The sequence below is a fragment of the Marseilla massiliensis genome, assembly GCF_016899955.1.
Taxonomy (GTDB): domain Bacteria; phylum Bacteroidota; class Bacteroidia; order Bacteroidales; family Bacteroidaceae; genus Prevotella; species Prevotella intestinigallinarum.
The window spans coordinates 256,699-273,126 of sequence record NZ_JACJJL010000001.1; the positions used below are offsets into that span (position 1 = coordinate 256,699).

At 62.1% G+C, this 16,428-nt stretch carries 9 protein-coding genes and 1 pseudogene; 4 read left to right on the forward strand and 6 right to left on the reverse strand.

What is annotated here, in order from left to right; all coding sequences use genetic code 11:
• Positions 1 to 321 precede the first annotated feature (321 nt).
• On the reverse strand, positions 322 to 1,191 hold the full coding sequence (locus H6B30_RS01005; protein WP_205107016.1) for a helix-turn-helix domain-containing protein: 870 nt from the start codon (positions 1,189 to 1,191) through the stop codon (positions 322 to 324).
• A 23-nt stretch (positions 1,192 to 1,214) separates the two neighbouring features.
• A complete protein-coding gene (locus H6B30_RS01010; RefSeq protein WP_205107018.1) occupies positions 1,215 to 2,126 on the reverse strand; it encodes a helix-turn-helix domain-containing protein in 912 nt (303 codons plus the stop codon).
• A gap of 279 nt (positions 2,127 to 2,405) precedes the next feature.
• On the opposite strand from H6B30_RS01010, the gene H6B30_RS01015 reads away from it, so the two are divergent.
• The gene (locus H6B30_RS01015; protein ID WP_205107020.1) at positions 2,406 to 3,842 is read left to right on the forward strand and encodes a sulfatase-like hydrolase/transferase; all 1,437 of its coding nucleotides are present in this window, start codon (positions 2,406 to 2,408) and stop codon (positions 3,840 to 3,842) included.
• A 209-nt stretch (positions 3,843 to 4,051) separates the two neighbouring features.
• Here the strand turns inward: H6B30_RS01015 and H6B30_RS01020 are convergent, their stop codons facing one another.
• The gene (locus H6B30_RS01020; protein WP_239483425.1) at positions 4,052 to 5,638 is read right to left on the reverse strand and encodes a glycoside hydrolase family 43 protein; all 1,587 of its coding nucleotides are present in this window, start codon (positions 5,636 to 5,638) and stop codon (positions 4,052 to 4,054) included.
• A 350-nt stretch (positions 5,639 to 5,988) separates the two neighbouring features.
• Between H6B30_RS01020 and H6B30_RS01025 the strand changes: the two genes are divergently transcribed.
• From H6B30_RS01025 to H6B30_RS01035, 3 genes are all read left to right on the forward strand, one after another.
• The gene (locus H6B30_RS01025) at positions 5,989 to 6,792 is read left to right on the forward strand and encodes an alpha/beta hydrolase (protein WP_205107022.1); all 804 of its coding nucleotides are present in this window, start codon (positions 5,989 to 5,991) and stop codon (positions 6,790 to 6,792) included.
• A gap of 145 nt (positions 6,793 to 6,937) precedes the next feature.
• Positions 6,938 to 8,938: a rhamnogalacturonan lyase family protein gene (locus H6B30_RS01030; RefSeq protein ID WP_205107024.1), complete on the forward strand. Its 2,001-nt coding sequence runs from the start codon at positions 6,938 to 6,940 to the stop codon at positions 8,936 to 8,938.
• Positions 8,939 to 9,259: 321 nt separating this feature from the next.
• Complete coding sequence (locus H6B30_RS01035; RefSeq protein WP_205107026.1) at positions 9,260 to 12,103, forward strand: glycoside hydrolase family 2 TIM barrel-domain containing protein; 2,844 nt, start codon at positions 9,260 to 9,262, stop codon at positions 12,101 to 12,103.
• 101 nt (positions 12,104 to 12,204) lie between these two features.
• On the opposite strand, the pseudogene H6B30_RS16650 reads toward H6B30_RS01035, so the two are convergent.
• The 3 genes and pseudogenes from H6B30_RS16650 to H6B30_RS01045 form a co-directional block, all read right to left on the reverse strand.
• Positions 12,205 to 12,630, reverse strand: a pseudogene (locus tag H6B30_RS16650) (histidine kinase dimerization/phospho-acceptor domain-containing protein); the annotation flags it as partial.
• A gap of 27 nt (positions 12,631 to 12,657) precedes the next feature.
• Complete coding sequence (locus H6B30_RS01040; RefSeq protein WP_205107028.1) at positions 12,658 to 14,691, reverse strand: ligand-binding sensor domain-containing protein; 2,034 nt, start codon at positions 14,689 to 14,691, stop codon at positions 12,658 to 12,660.
• Positions 14,692 to 14,728: 37 nt separating this feature from the next.
• On the reverse strand, positions 14,729 to 16,423 hold the full coding sequence (locus H6B30_RS01045) for a Na/Pi cotransporter family protein (protein ID WP_205107030.1): 1,695 nt from the start codon (positions 16,421 to 16,423) through the stop codon (positions 14,729 to 14,731).
• Between the last annotated feature and the right edge of the window lie 5 nt (positions 16,424 to 16,428).

Sequence of the window (16,428 nt, forward strand, 5' to 3'; positions counted from 1 at the left end):
GGGCCGCAGGGTAATATCACCCGTCGGCTTGGCTGCAGGCTGTTTGTTCAGAGTCGTGGCCCATTGTCTTGATGTTCTGTCTGCCATGCCCGTCGGTGTCGGCATTTTTCGCATTGCGGAGCCGTTCGCCCGCGCCGGTGCAAGTGCTTCTGCCATAGCGGTTTGCGGCAACGCCCGTATAGCGATGCCAAACGGCATGTATTGCAATGCGGCGGAGGCCGTTCGGCGGTGCAATACGGCCTCCGCCATCAGGCAAAACGGCCTGCGACATATCGTCGCAGGCCGTTTTGTATGTATTGTTTACCGCCCCGGGGCGTCCTGTCAGTGGCTTCGGTACTCGTTGGGCGTGCATCCGGTGCATTTCTCAAAGAGCATGGTGAATGCCGGTGTCGACGGGAATCCCAGTGTGGCGGCTATCTCGCTCACCTTGCTTTCTGTGCCTATGAGCATCTGCTTGGCCATCTCGAAGCGTCGTTTCTGCACATATTCCTCGGTGGTGTGGCCCGTTTCGGCGTGCAGCATGTCCGACGTGTATGCCTCTGAGTGCCCCGCCCATTGCGCCACCAGCTGTGCCCCGGGCAGTCCTGTGGCCGCGGCGCGTCCCGACCTGAGGTATATATCAATCTTTTCGGTTACCTTCGCTATGTCTTCGCTGATGATGTCGTGGCGCAGTATGAACTGCCTGGCATAGAACCGGAGGCAGTAGTTGAGCAGTAGTTCGATTTTGTTGCACAGCAGTATGCGGCTGAAGCGGTCGATGCCCCAGTGCAACTCTTCGTCGATATAGTCGAGGCATCGCTCCACCTGCCTCTTTTCGCGCAGCGACAGCCGCAGCGCCTCGCTCTTGTTGTAGCCGAAGTAGGTGTATTCGGGCATCTTCATGCCCAGGCTGTCGAGGCTTGTCAGGTCGGGGTGGAACAGCAGCAGCCGGCTGTCGGCTTCGCCTTGTGCCTCTATGTAGTGGCCCGGCGGCGCAAACAGCACCGTGGCGTCGGCGTAGTCGCAGCTGCACAGGGTGCCGTTGCGGCATCCCGCCACCCTGCCGGCCACCATCACGGCATAGCAGTCGAGGCTCAGTTCTTGCTGCGGGGCCGCCCTGCTCAGGTCGATGACGCTGGCCAGCGGGTGCAGCGTGCGCTCGCCGAAAATGCGGTTGCACCGGCACACGGTCGAAGTATCAGTGTCGTTCATAGGCATTCGGATTGATGTTTGCCTCATGCTTCGGCCCCTGTGCGCCTGTACTCCATGGGCGTCATGCCCACCCCGCGCTTGAAGTAGCGGTTGAAGTGCTGCGGATACTGGAATCCCAGGCAGTATGCAATCTCGGTGACCGACTTGTCTGTGCCGGCCAGGAATTCCTTGGCCAGGTCTATTATCTTTCCTTGTATGAACTCTTGCGGCGACCGTCCGGTTTCTTTTTTCACGAGGTCGCCGAAGTAGTTGGGCGAAAGGAAACACCTTTCGGCGAAGTATTTCACCGACGGCAGCCCCTCGCGCTCGGCCCGGTTGCCCCTGAAGTAGGTGTTGAGCTCGTTCTCAAAGCGCGTGAGCACGTCGTGGTTGGCTTCGCGGCGGGTGATGAACTGCCTGTCGTAGAACCTCATGCAATAGTCGAGCAGCAGCTCTATGTTGCGGCATATCAGCGGTTTGCTGTGCTGGTCGATGGGGCGTCCGAGTTCCATCTCAATCTTGTTGAGGCAGTCGGTGAATATCTTTTTCTCGTCGTCAGACAGGTGCAGCGCCTCGCGCGAGGAGTAGTCGAAAAACGAATACTGCCCTATGCCCTTTCCGAGCGACGTGCCCCGTATGAGGTCGGGGTGGAACAGCAGCCCGCGGGCGTTGGGTTCGAAGTGCGGCATGCGCTTTACGTGCACCACTTGTCCCGGGGCGAAGCTGGTGACGGTGCCCTCCTGGTAGTCGTAGGGCTGCCTGCCGTAGGTGATGTCGCCGCAGTATGTCTGCTTTAGGAAGAGGGCGTAGACCCTGTAGTCGTATGCCGCCTCCATGGGGAATGATTCGGGCTTGGTCTTCCTGAGGTCGACCACGGCCACGAGCGGGTGCTGTGTCTCAAACCCGAAGTAATTGTTGTAACTCTCAATCGAGTCTATGATCAATGTTTGCTCCATGTCGTTTTCTCTTTGATTTGCATGGCAAAGATAGCCAATAAATCTCTTATGGCGGTTACATGTATTACAGAAAATAGTGCATCTTTTACCTTTGGCGCCTCCGAACGGCCCATGGCGTCAGGAGAAACAGGCTCATTTTTTTCGCATTTCGCTTCTTTGTGTCGCTTTTTTCAGTTACCTTTGCATGGTGCAAGCCCCCTCGGCGCACAGCGGCTCTGCAGCCATGGGTGTGGCGTGTGGGCCTGCGCTTGCATTCATACAATGACTAAAACAACCGCAATGAGAAAGAGATGGACACGCATAGGCGGCGCGTTTGCCGCCATCGGCATCATTTCGGCAACCGAGGCGCAGGCTGCCGACGGGCAGGCCAAGGCCACGCCCGACCGCCCCAACATCATCTTCATACTTGCCGACGACCTTGGCTACGGCGACCTGTCGTGCTACGGGAGCCGCTTTGTGAAGACTCCCAACATCGACAACCTGGCCCGCACGGGCACGTCGTTTACGCAGAGCTACGCCGGGAGCGGCATATCGTCGCCTTCAAGGTGCGCTCTGATGACCGGAAAGAACACCGGCAAGACAACCATACGCGACAACCAGTGCACCGCCGGGGGCATACGCGGCGTGAAGGTGTCGCCCGCCGGCGACACCACATACATACGCCGGGCCAACCTCCTGCCCTCCGACACCACCGTCGCAACCGTTCTCTCGGCGGCGGGCTACCGCACCTGCCTTGTCAACAAGTGGCACCTCGACGGCTACGACCCCATGGCTGCGCCCAACCACAGGGGGTTCCACGAGTTCTACGGGTGGACAATAAGCACCGTCGAGTCTAATTCGCCATATTATTACCCGTACTACAGGTTCCACGGCGACAGCCTCATACACATCGACGCCAACGCCCACGACGCCCATGTGCGCCACAACACCGACATAAGCACCGACGACGCGCTGGCTTTCATCGACCGCAACAGGGAGCGCCCGTTCTTCCTCTACCTGGCATACGACGCGCCCCACGAGCCTTATGTCATCGATGACACGTCGTGGTATGACGACCGCAGCGACTGGACGATGAACACCAAGCGCTACGCCTCGCTCATAACGCACATGGACAAGGCCATAGGCAGGTTGCTGTCTCACCTCGACAGCATCGGGCTGAGGGAGAACACGATGGTCATCTTCGCCTCCGACAACGGCGCGGCGGTGCAGGCCCCGCTCAAGGAACTGGGCTGCAACGCCGGCTTCAACGGCCGCAAGGGCATGCTTTACGAGGGCGGCATTCGTGTGCCTTTCATCGTAAACCAGCCCGGGAAGGTGCCTGTGCAGAAGCTGGACAACATAATCTACTTCCCCGATGTGATGCCCACGCTGGCCGCCCTGGCCGGTGGCGAGGCCTCGTTGCCCCAAGGCATCGACGGCATGAACATACTGCCGCTATTCTACGGCAGGCAGGTCGACACCGACAACAGGCTGCTCTACTGGGAGTTTCCGGGCAAGCAGCGTGCCGCAAGGCGTGGCGACTGGAAGTGTGTGACGGTGAAGAAGAACAAGCCCTTGGAGCTTTACAACCTCAAGGACGACCCCGGCGAGCGCCACAACCTTGCCGCCGAGCATCCCGACATGGTCGAGCGGTTTGACCGCGAGATGAAAGCCATGCACCACCCGTCGCCCAACTGGCCTCTCGAGGGCGAGACCCTGCCGGCCGGCGGGCTATAGGCCGGTTGCCGAGGTGGGGCGCGTCGGCACGCGCCGGCTGCCTGCCGTCATGTCGAAGGGGGCGCCGCGGCTGTGCCGCCGGCCTTTGCCCGATGTTTGGCCGACGGCCGGCAATGCTGTGTTCTGTGCAGCATTGCCGGCCGTTGGCTTTTGTGTTGTGCGGCTGAGGGGTGGCGCCAGCCGGTTTGCGGCGCCACGGCGCAATGCCGTCATCGCCACCCTTTGCCGGCTGCGGGCCACCCGCTGATGTCGTAGACAAAGCAGTCGAAGTCGGCATGTCCGCCGTTGTCGGCCGTAGAATAGCAGAACAGGCCGAGCCGCATGCCCTTCCAGTAGCCGCTGCTCATGGCAAACGGTTCGCCGGCGGGGCTGAAGCTGGCCCCGTCGAGGCTGTAGAAGAAGCGGTGGCTGTTGGCTTCCAGGTCGGTCACGACCCTTAGGCAGACGCCCTTGAAGCGGCCTTTGGCAACGATGGTGCGCCGTCCGTCGCATTCGGTGAACACCCCCTCGGAGCACAGTCCGACGGCCCTGAACTGCTTGCCGTTGCATAGCAGTCCGGCAAAGGTGCTGCCGGTGCTGTCTGTCAGTTCCACCTTGGTGGTGGCGGTGCCCCCATATCCCATAGCCTTCTGCGTAAGCATGTTGCGGCACGGGCGCAGGCTGTCGGCCCTGTCGGCGTGCAGCGTGAGCCACCCGGGGCGCTCGTCGAGGCTCCATTTGCTGTTGTCGGGGTTGTGGCACCACTGCCATTGCGGCATGAGCCTCGATGAGTGTTGCCCCCGCCAGTACAGTTCGTTGCCGTCAAACCAGTCGCTTGCCTGTGGCAGGCAGGGCTTGGCGGCCGCTGTCGTGGCCGGTTTGCCGTGGCTGTCCATTGGTTCGCCTATGCCGTTTCCGTCGGTGTCGGTGCCAATTTCGGGCCATCCGCCGCGCCATCCGGCCGGTTGCAGGTGTACAATCCTGCCCGTGGGGTTCACCGACTGGAAGTGGAAGAACCACCATTCGCCGCTTGGCGTGTCGACAAGGGCGCCCTGGTGGGGCCCGTTGACGGGCGTCGGGCCCTGTTCGAGCACCACCTTTCGCTCATAGGGGCCGTAGATGCTGCGCGACCGCAGCACCGTCTGCCATCCGCTTTCCACCCCTCCCTCGGGTATTATGAGGTAGTAGTAGCCGTCTTTCTTGAGCCATTTGGTGCCTTCGGCCACAGGCCCCGTGTATACCGTTCGGCCCTTGTCGAGCAACCGCGAGCCGTCGGGCGCCATCCTGTGCACTATTATCGGGCCTGCGCCAAGCACGCTATGGCCAAGGTAAGCCTGCCCGTCGTCGTCCCACAGAGGGCACGGGTCTTCCCATCGTTCCACCTTCTCAACACAGTGCAACGGGCTCCACGGCCCTCGCGCGTTGGTGGCCGTGCTCATGAACAGGCCGTCGTCGGGCGTGCAGAAAAACACCCAGAAGCGCCCGTCGTGCCACCTTATGCTCGGTGCCCACGACCCTCCGCCGTAGTGGTTGTTGGCGTCCCATCCCGGCATGTCGAACCGGTCGTACACCTGGCTGACTATTTTCCAGTTCACCATGTCGGCAGACTCAAGCACCTGGATGCCTATGTAATGGAAGTCGGAGGCCACCATGTAATACTTGTCGCCCACCCGTATGACGTCGGGGTCGCTGTAGTCGGCGTTCAATATGGGGTTGGCGTATGTACCGTCGCCACGGTCGCCCCATGCCGGGTGCACCTGTGCATGGCACGGCACCAGCATCATGGCGAAGAGCAATGATGTGACAGATTGTTTCATATCGTTGTCGTTTAGGTTTGCAATTGTCTGTAAGGCCCTCCGGCGGCCGCCGTCTGCCATATCCCGATGGGCGCCGTGGGCTTTTGTGCCGGGGCCGTCGGCATCGCGCCCGAGCCTTTGCTTGTTTTCGGTCAGGGCCGTAGCGTGCCCTAAGGATATAACGCTGCATGTGCATACTTATTTTCCCCGCATCCCGTTTTTAGCCATGCCAAATTGGCTTATCGCCGCCTTCGGGTGGCCATGTGGGCATGGTGGCAGCCCCGGGGGGTACAAAAACATACGCAAACGTACGATTTTGAACGCGCCATGATGGGGCTATGGCTTAATTTTGCGGCAAAAACAATATAGTCATGAAATATATAATGTCATTGCTGTTGGCCCTGGCCGTGGTGCCGGGCCTGCGTTTGGAAGCCAAGGCGCCGGCGCCGGTGGGCAAGGAGATTGTGCTCAGCTCGGGCACGGGCCGCATCTATGTGTCGCTGCCTGAGGCCGGTCGGGCCGACGGTCGTGCCGTGGTGTTGTGCCCGGGCGGGCGTTACGGTTACCTTGAACTGCAGAGCGAGGGCTTCGACTGGGTGGGTTACCTCAACTCGATGGGCTGCGCGGCCATAGTGTTGCGCTACACCATGCCCGCCGGCGACCCGTCGAAGCCAGTGCGCGATGCCGAGGAGGCCGTGGCGTTGGTAAGGCGCCATGCGTCGGAGTGGGGCATAAGGCCCGACGCGGTGGGCATCTTTGGCTTCTCGGCCGGCGGCCATCTGGCCTCGTATGTGGCCACCAACTCGCGCGGTGAGGCCCGTCCCGACTTCCAGTGCCTGTTTTATCCCGTCGTAACCATGGACTCGTCGTACACCCACATGCCATCGCGCAACAACCTGATAGGGCCCCGTGCCACGGCGGCCGACGTCAGGCGCTACAGCAACGAGCTCAATGTAGACTCCACGTCGCCGCGCGCTTTCATCGTGGCAAACGAGGACGACGTGAAGGTTCCGGCCCGCAACGCCATCAGCTATTACCTCGCCCTGAAGGCCAACGGCGTGCCGGCCGCGCTCCACGTCTACCCTACGGGGGCCCACGGCTGGGGCTTCGGCGGGCGGTTTGCCTACCGCCGCCAGCTCATGGGCGAGCTCGAGGCATGGCTCGACAGCCTCTGAGGCCCGCTGCCGGCGCCTGTCTGCGTGAGCCGCTGCGGCAGCGCCACGTGGCGTTGCCCGCCACCTTGGCGCGCCGGGCCATGGGCGTGGCGCCCGCTTGCCGCCTTTGACGGCATCCTTTAGTACAAACCTAAAACATTAAGATATGTCACACACTGTTTCACTTTGCTTGGCCGCACTGTTGTGCGCAGCCGTGCCCGCCGTGGCGGGCGAACCCGCAGGCAAGGCCCTGTGGGGGTCGATAAACGGGCGGAAAGATGCCACGAAAAGCATATTCAGCCACCATAACAACAAGATACTGCTCAGTTGGCGCAAGCTGCCGGGCGATGGCGCCGGCCTGGCGTTCGACCTTTACCGCACGCCGGCGGGCGGACGCGAGGTCAAGGTCAACGCCGAGCCGATAGCGGGCAGGTACAACTACCAGGACGCGACGGCCGACAGGACTGTCGACAACACCTACCGCCTGACCTACCACGGCAGCGACGCCACGCTGGCCGAGTATACCATGAAGGCCGGGCAGGCTTCGGCCGGGTTGCCATACATATCGGTGCCGCTCGCCACAACCACCGGGGTGAACCCCACATACGCCTACCTGGCCAACGATGCGAGCGTGGGCGACCTTGATGGCGACGGCATTTGCGAGATTGTACTGAAGCGGCTGGTGAGCACAGAGACCACCGACGGGGGCGAGGGGGCCGTGGCCCGCGACGTGCGCCACACCACCCTCTTCGAGGCCTACCGCCTCGACGGCACGTTCATGTGGCGGGTGTGCTCGGGCCCGAACATACCTTTGGGCAACTCGGCGTCGTTTGCCGTGGCCGACTTCGACGGCGACGGAAGGGCCGAGGTGGCCATGCGCACGTCGGAGGGAACGGTGTTTGGCGACGGCACCGAGATAGGCGATACCGACGGCGACGGCCTCACCGACTACCGCGTAGACGGAAGCCAGTATATACCGGCGGGCCCGGAGTTCATCTCTGTCATCGATGGCGCGAGCGGACGTGAGCTGGCCCGCGCCGACTACATAGCCCGGGGCACGAGCGAGGAGTGGGGCGACAGCAACTACAAGCGGGCCAGCAGCTACCGCATCGGGGCCGGGTGCTTCGACGGCGAGCGCCTCTCGGTGCTCATCACGCGCGGCGTCTACGGCAAGTCGGTGCTCGAGGCGTGGGACTATTCGGGCGGAGAGCTTCGGCGGCGGTGGCGCTTCGACTCGTCGGTCAGCGGCCAGCGCTACTACTCGGGGCAGGGATACCACAGCCTGAGCGTGGGCGATGTAGACGGCGACGGCTTCGACGAGGTGGTCTACGGGTCGTGCACCATCGACCACGACGGCACGGGGCTCAACTGCATCGGCCTGGGCCATGGCGACGCCCTGCACCTGGGCAAGTTCGACCCCGCCGCCGACGGCCTGCAGATATGGTCGTGCTTCGAGACAGGGAGCGTGGGGGCGGCCCTGCGCGACGCCAGAACGGGGCGCGTGATATGGCAGCATAACGACGACTCCGACGTAGGCCGGGCCTGCATGGCCGACATAGACCCGCGCTATCCGGGCTGCGAGGTGTGGTGGTTCAGGGGCAACGCCCATTCCATCGACGGCCGCGACCTGGGCTACAAGCCCGCCTCGTGCAACATGGCCGTGTGGTTCAGCGGCGAGCTCAACCGCCAGCTGCTAAACGGAACGCGCATCGACGCCATGAACAAAGAGGTTTACGACCGCGTGTTCACAGTATACCGCTATGGCGTGAGCTACGTCAACGGCACCAAGGAGAACCCTTGCTGGTATGGCGACATGCTCGGCGACTGGCGCGAAGAGCTCATCTTCCCCGACACCACGTTCACAAAAGAACTGCGCATCTTCTCAACCTGGTATCCCACGGAGCATTCCTTCCCGTGGCTTATGACCGACCATGTATACCACATGAGCGCAATCAACCAGAACATAGGCTACAACATGCCAACCCAGCTGGGCTATTACCTTGGCTCAGACCTGACTTCCGACGACGGCATAGCCTCCGGGGTAGAGCCTGCGGCTGTGGCCGCGCCTGCCGCCGACGGGCCCTGCCACGACCTCGGCGGGCGCATTGTCGACCGTCCCGGGCGCGGCATCTACATCCGGGGCGGCAAGAAGTATGTGCGGCGTTAGCCTTCGGCATGGGCCGGTAGTGGCCACGGTGCCGGTGGGCCGCAGCGTAACTTTTGTTTACAACGGCCACGGCCGCGTGGAGGCCCGGCCGTGGCGGCATAGCCAAACGGCCCGTATTGCAATGCGGCGGAGGCCGTTTTGGGGCGTGGCCGGGGCCGTTTCGCAGGCCAAAACGGGCCGTTTTGCAACCCGCTGTCACCCAGGCGGTTGCGTCGCCCCGTGCCGACGGTAACAATATTTTACGGAAATGCGCCGCCCGTGCCGTATCAGTATTCATTCATAACAATGTCAACAACAATCAAAACCAATAGATACCATACGATGAGAAATTTATTATTGTCATTGATGGCCATGTCGTTTGCGGTGTCGGCGGCGCAAGAGAGCGTCTGCATCAACGGCGACTGGCAGTTTCGCTACGCCCCGGGCCCGCGCCAGGCCGACTCGATAGCGGCGTCGGGGTTTTACGACCCGGAGCGCCCCGCGCGCGGTTTCACCACGGTCAAAGTGCCGTCGTGCTGGGCCGTGCAGGGCTTCGAGGAGCCCGTCTACCGCGAGTTCAAGGACGCGCCCCACAGCGAAGGCTTCTACCTCAGGCACTTCCGCGTGCCCCGTTCGTTTGCCGGCAAGCGCGTGCTGCTGCATTTCGGCGGCGTGTGGGCGTCGGCCGAGGTGTGGCTCAACGGCCGATGGGTGGGGCGCCACGACAGCGGTTTCACCTCGTTTTCCTACGACGTGACGGGCCATGTCAGCGCCGACGCCGACAATTTGCTTGCTGTCCGCGTCAGGCAAGTGTACCCGGGGTATGTCTGCGACACCTACGACGACTGGTCGCTTGGCGGCATCTACCGCGACGTGACGCTCGAAGCCATGCCCGCCAAGCGCTGGATTGACGCCGTGAGGGTGGTGACCGACTTCGACAAAGACTACCGCGACGCCGACCTGAAGATGAAGGTCATGGTGATAGACCGCCACAAGAACACCCTGCCGGGCAACTACCGGAGCCCCGGGCAGCCCTATGTGCTGCGCTTCACGCTGCTCGATGCCGGCGGCGACACGGTGCAGACGGTGGAAAGGCGCGTGGCGGCCCACACCTCGACCGGGCGCGAGACAGCCGTGACCATGCGCGTGGCGGAGCCCCGCCAGTGGAATGCCGAGCACCCGTACCTGTACACCCTGCGCGTCGAACTGGTTGAGCCCGACGGCGTGAGCCAGGCTTCGGTGCAGCGCATAGGCTTCCGCGAGGTTACCACCGACGGCGGCGTGCTGCGCGTCAACGGCCGGCCGGTGAAGCTGCGCGGCGTCAACCACCACGACGAGTACCCCGACGTGGGGCGCGCCACCACGCGCGAGCACTGGCTGCGCGACCTCCGGCTGATGAAGGCGGCCAACATCAACTATGTCAGGACGGCCCATTACCAGCACGCCAAGGGCTTCATCGAGCTTTGCGACTCGATTGGCATGTATGTCGGGGGCGAGGTTTCGCTCGGCGGGGCGGGCGGCATGGCCGTCGACCCGGGCTTCACGGCGGGCTCGATGCTGCGCACGGTGGAGACCGTGGAGCGCGATGTCAACAACCCGTCGGTGATATACTGGTCGGTGGGCAACGAGGATGCGCTCACCGGCATGTACCTCAGGGCGGCGCGGGTGGTAAAGGCGCTCGACGGCACGAGGCCCATATTGCTGCCGTGGAACGCCGACGGCAGCCTGCCCGAAGAGATTGACATCAGGGTGCCCCACTACTGGACGGCGGGCGAATACGACTCTCTTGCGGCCACAAGCGACCGCCCTGTGATAACAACAGAGTACACCCACGCCTTCGGCACCGACCGTTTCGGGGGGCTTGCCGACAGGTGGCGCGCGCTCACAAGCCACCCGGCCGGGGCCGGCGGGGCTGTGTGGATGTGGGCAGACCAGGGCATCAAGACGCCAACGAGGCGCGACGAGAAGCGCTATGGCGGCATTGTCAAGGACGACCCTTACCTGCGCATCAGCTCAAACGGGTGGGACGGGATTGTTGACTCCTACCGCAACACAACGCGCGACTACCTTGAGCTGAAGGCTGTATATGCCCCCGTGAGGACAGCCTGCGGCAGCGTGGACATTGCCGATGGGGCCGACACCGCCCTCATAGCTGTGCGCAACGACTACGACTTCACGCCACTGGGCTCGGTCAGGGTGGCCTGGACGCTGTGCAAAGACGGCCAGAGGCTCGACTCGGCCACCGTCCGCGCCGACGCCGCGCCCCACTCGCTGGGGCTCGTGAAGGTGCCACTCGGCAGGCTGGGCGCCGTCGGGCGCGGAGAGACGGCATACGTGCTGATGGTCTTTGCCGACTCGCTGGGCCGCGAGATTGGGCGCAACAGCGTAGAGCTGAAGCCCGCCTCGTATGCCGAAGGGAAGCCTGCCGCCGCGGCGGCAGCGCCGTCGGTGGCCGACAACAGTGGCGAACTGAGCGTCAGGGCAGGCGACATGGAATATGTGTTCAGCCGCGCCACGGGCATGCCGGTGTCCGTATCGAAGGGCGGAACGAAGGTGATGGGGGCCATGCGGCCCACCGTTTGGCACAAGTTTAACGAGGGAGACATGACCATCAGGGGCCGTAAGTTTGCCAAAGGCGTAAGCCCCGACAAGCTGGTGCCGGGCAAGGCGGAGCTCACCGTGGCCCGCGACAGCGGCTGCATCGTGCTCCGCTCGGTGGTGGCTTATGTGGCCAACGACAGCAACAGGCTTGAGGCCGACATGCGCTACCGCATCGACGGCAGCGGCAGGATGGCCGTAGAATACTCCATCGCGACCGACTTCCAGACCAACATGCTGCCGCTCGTAGGGCTGCAGGCGGCAATGTCGCCAGGCACAACGCTCGAAAGGTGGTTCGGACTGGGCCCTTGCGACACTCATCCCAACAAGCGGGAGGCCGCCGTGATGGGCCTGTGGGACGGGCGAAACGCCTACGGCACCAAGCAGATGAGGTGGGCCGAGGTGGGCAGCGGCGGCCTTATGGTCAGGCTGACGGCACCCGGCCATCTCGTGCGCGACGCCTCCTCGCCCGACGTGTTGCGCTTTGCCACACGGGTGCTCTGCCGACCCGAGAAGGGCAGGCTTAAGGAACCCGGCACCCGACTGCCGTCGAAGGGCACATACAACGGCACGCTCTGCATTGAGTGACAAACCCCAGCCGCGTCGTGGAACGAGTCGGCAATGGCCCTGAGGAAGGCCACGATGTCGGTCTCTTCGAGTGAGGGCTGCAGCTTGTCTTCCTCCATCCGCCTGAACTCCAGCAGCTGGTTGATGAGCCGCATCATGCGGTCGGTGTTGCGTTTCAGGCTGTCGGCCGACTGCTTGAGCGCCTTTGGGAAGTCGGCCGACTGCCTCATGGCGTCGACGTTGCCCCTGATGAGCGTCAGCGGGGTGCGGAATTCGTGGGATATGTCGGTGAAGAACTTAATCTTGAAGTCGGTGAGCCGTTTTTCCATGGCTATGTCACGGCGCTGTCGGTATACCGTGCGCAGGTGGCTGAAGGCGGTGAAGGCCACAGCTGCCGCCGCAATGATGTATAGCGCAATGGCCCATGGCGTGGCCCACAGGGGCGGCTCCACCACCACCGGCAGCCTGATGGCCGTGCCTGAGCCCGACGCCTTCACCATGAGGGTGTATCGGCCCGTGGGCAGGTCGCGGTAGGAGGCGATGTTCATGGGCGACCATTCGCTCCACCGGCTGTCTTAGCCTTCGAGGAAGAAAGTGTATCTTGACTGCTGGCTTCCCATGCCGTAGCTGAAGTCAGAGAAGCGCAGCGTTATTGTGTTCTGGTCGTGGTCGAGCCTCAGTTCGGGGCCTCCGTCACGCCCGAAGGCAGCCGGGGGCAGCCCGGTCAGCGGCGACCCGTTGACGAGCACCTGCGTCAGCGCCATCGGCAACGGCTGCCTGGGCTCGGCTGTCGCGGCAGCGGCAGGCCCGGCCACCACTATCCCGGCCATCGAGCCGAGCATCACCCTGCCGTCGGCCAGGCTTGCGGCGCAGTCTTCGTTGAATGTGTTGAGCAGGTGGTAGGTGCCGAAGTGCATGTTGTCGATGGTGCCGTCGGGCCTTATCACCGAGCATCCGTCGATGGTTGCGGCCCAGATGTTGCCGGCTGTATCGGCCGTGATGGCCTTGACCACGTCGTTGGCGAGCCCGTCGGCCACGGTTATGCGCTCTGCCACCCGGCCTCGGCTGAGCCTGTAGATGCCGTTGCCGTCGGTTCCCACCCATGTGTTCCCTCTGCCGTCGCATAGCAGGCACAGCACGGCGTTGTCCTTGGCTCCGCTTTTGAGCCATGTCTCGGCGATGCGGCCGGGGGCTGTCAGTATACTGTCGGGGTTGAAGCACACCACCCGGTCGTTTGATGCCACCACGATGTTTCCCCTGTTGTCGAGTGCCATCTTGCGGGCGTCAAGTTTTTTGTCGGGCCCAATGACGTGGCGGAAGGCCATGCCTCCGCCGGCTGTGGGCACGGCAAGGTCTACGCATCCCTCGAGGCTTGACAGCCACATGCGACCCTTCCGGTCTCTGAGCACGCAGTCGATGCGGTTGGCAGCCGGCGATGCCGGGTTGCCGGGGGTGTGGCGGTAGGCTTTCGAGCCTACCATGAGGCCGTCGGTTTTCGTCCCGATCCACATCTCGCCGGCCGGCCCCGTGGCGGCGGAGATGTACCTTATGGTGTCCGTCTGGCGCAGTTGCCTTGGCTGCATGCCCTCGATGGCGAACAGGCAGCCCGCGTTGTTTGACGCCACAATGCCTATACCGGGCAGCCTTTTTAGCATCCTTGTCTCGTTGGAGCGGTCGCGCTGACCGTCGGCGTTGAGGTTTATCACCCTGAAGTTGCTCTGCGTGGCCTTCAGGCAGGCCACCCCCTGCCGCTCCTGGCTTAGCCAGATGTTGCCGTTGCGGTCTTCGGCCAGTGCTATTATGAAGTTGCTGCCTATCAGTTTCCGGCTGTCGTCCTTGGTGATGTGGGTGTGCTGGCCCGTCCGTTTGTCGTACAGGTGTAGCCCGTTGCCGTATGTCGATATCCACACCAGGCCGTTGTCTTGCGACACCACCTTTACCTTCGGGCTGAGGTTTGACTGTATGAGCAGTTTCGGATATACGTTCAGTGTGAACGTCTTGCCTGTCTTGGCGTCGGTGTACACCACGTCTCCGTTGGCGGTAAACCTTATGTGGTTGCCTTTGTTGTCTGTCAACGTGCCCCTGCTGCTGCGGCGCGGCGCGCCTTTGCCGGCCGGGTTGCGCCTGTAGGTGAACTTCCCGCCGCTGTAGGCAACCGTTGCCGTGCCGTTGTTTTCGTCTTCAAGGGTGATGCTTCCGTCGGCGTTCATCGTGGCGTGGCTGAACGACAGGCCGTAGAGACCGCATCCGGTGTAGTCTACAAACTTGCCTTTGCGGCAGTCGTAGGCAGTGTAGAAGTTGCCGTGCTGCCTTATCCAGAGCAGCCCGTCGCGCCATTGCCTGATGTCTTCTATGTGGCGCGCCGACAGCAGGCGCGTGTCGCCGCGCTCCGTCGGCACGTATTTTGAGTATGTGTAACCGTCATACCTGTACAGCGCATACATGGAGCCGAACCACATGAAGCCGTCTTCGTCTTGGGCGATGCATCGTATGTTGTTGTCGGGAAAGCCTTCGCTGGTGGTCAGCGTGCGCCCGATGATGGTAGGCTGTGCGCGCAGCTGCACGCACATAAGGGCCATGCACACGGCCAGAGCCGTGCGCGGCAGCATGTTCCTGATGTTGCTTGGCGCCGTCGGGTTCCTTCCGTTACGCGTCTTTCTGGCGTGTGCCCATCCTTGCTTCCACCACGTTGACAACGTAGTCGCCCAACTTTTCGCACTCGCTGACGATGTCCATGTACATCGTTCCGATGGCGTAAGTGTACTCATGGTTGTTCACATCGTTGATGTTCTGGCTCTTTAGCTGGTTCCGGTAGTTGTTTATCTCGTTCTCGATGTTGAACGAACGGTTCACGTCGAAGTTGTCCTTGCGCCCTGTGAGCAGCACGTTCATCTGCGTCAGGCTGTCGTCGGTGAGCTCAAACATCTGGTGCAGGTGCTCGTACTGGCGCTCGGTGAAGTCTTCTTTGCCCGCCATCTTGCGGTTGATTGTGCGGGCTATGTTGTAACAACTGTCGCCGATGCTTTCCAGTTCGGATATCTCGCGCAGCATGGCCCGTATCTTTGCCTTGGTCTCGTCGCTCAGGTGGGCGTCGCTAACGCTGTCCAAGTACTTGGCAATCTCTATCTCCATGTTGTCGCTAATGCCCTCATACTTCTCTATTCTGCTGAATAGCTTGTTGAAGTCGGCGTCGTTCTGCGTGCCGAGGAGTTCGCGCACGAACCCGAACATGCGCTGTATGCGCTCGGCGAAGGCCTGTATTTCCTTCTGCGCCTCGAGCACGGAGAGCTCCGGTGTCTTCATGATTGCGTTGCCGCCGATGTAGCGCAGGCGGAACTCGTCTTCGTCGTCGGTTCCCCGTGGCTTTATCATCCAGCACACAAGTCGCTCAATTTGCGGGATGAACCACACGAGTATGCACGTGTTGCATACGTTGAACGATGTGTGGAACGCGGCAAGCACCACCGAGAGCTTTACCGGGTCGGTGCTTCCCGAGAGCGGGTCGTAGTTGACGAAGCTGCACACCGCGTCGACAAAGGGGTAGAAGCAGCACAGCACCCAGAACACGCCGAACACATTGAACACCAGGTGGGCCAGGGCGGCGCGGCGCGCCTGGGTGTTGGCCCCGAGCGCCGCAAGGTTGGCGGTGGCCGTGGTTCCGATGTTCTCTCCCATGACAAGGGCTATCCCGAGGTACACCGGCAGCACGCCGCTCGAGCACAGCACCATGGTGATGGCCATGAGGGCGGCCGACGACTGCAGTATGCACGTGAGCAGGGTTCCTATGAGCAAGAATATGACGATGGTGATATAGCTGCTTGTGTCGAATGAGCTGAAGAAGCGAAGCAGCTCTTCGTTGTGTCCGAGATCCATGGCCGCGCCGGTCTCGCTGAGCATTGCGAGTGAGAAAAACATGAAGGCAATGCCGAAAAGGAAGTCGCCGAGGTATCTGTGGCGCCTGGTGTAGATGAGCAGTATGGCTATGATGAATGCGGGGAATACAACGTTGGTGAAGTTGAACGAGAACCCGAGGCTCATTATCCAGGCCGTCAGCGTCGTGCCGATGTTTGCCCCCATTATGACCGAGATGGCCTGGGCGAGGGTCAGCAGGCCCGCATTGACAAACGAGACGGTCATCACCGTGGTGGCTGATGAGGACTGGACGGCGCACGTGACGAACATTCCGGTGATGATGCCGGTAACGCGGTTCTTGGTCATTGTGCCCAGAATGTGGCGCAATTGCGACCCGGCCATTTTCTGCAGGGCTTCGCTCATGACCTTCATTCCGTAGATGAGCAGTGCGAGGGACCCGATAATCTTAAAAAAAATCCAAATCGACATATTTT

Bases quoted from the DNA above. Each gene is read 5' to 3' on its own strand.
- H6B30_RS01005 (WP_205107016.1), bottom strand. From the start codon at position 1,191: ATGAACGACACTGATACTTCGACCGTGTGCCGGTGCAACCGCATTTTC.
- H6B30_RS01010 (WP_205107018.1), bottom strand. From the start codon at position 2,126: ATGGAGCAAACATTGATCATAGACTCGATTGAGAGTTACAACAATTAC.
- H6B30_RS01015 (WP_205107020.1), top strand. From the start codon at position 2,406: ATGAGAAAGAGATGGACACGCATAGGCGGCGCGTTTGCCGCCATCGGC.
- H6B30_RS01020 (WP_239483425.1), bottom strand. From the start codon at position 5,638: ATGAAACAATCTGTCACATCATTGCTCTTCGCCATGATGCTGGTGCCG.
- H6B30_RS01025 (WP_205107022.1), top strand. From the start codon at position 5,989: ATGAAATATATAATGTCATTGCTGTTGGCCCTGGCCGTGGTGCCGGGC.
- H6B30_RS01030 (WP_205107024.1), top strand. From the start codon at position 6,938: ATGTCACACACTGTTTCACTTTGCTTGGCCGCACTGTTGTGCGCAGCC.
- H6B30_RS01035 (WP_205107026.1), top strand. From the start codon at position 9,260: ATGAGAAATTTATTATTGTCATTGATGGCCATGTCGTTTGCGGTGTCG.
- H6B30_RS01040 (WP_205107028.1), bottom strand. From the start codon at position 14,691: ATGCTGCCGCGCACGGCTCTGGCCGTGTGCATGGCCCTTATGTGCGTG.
- H6B30_RS01045 (WP_205107030.1), bottom strand. From the start codon at position 16,423: ATGTCGATTTGGATTTTTTTTAAGATTATCGGGTCCCTCGCACTGCTC.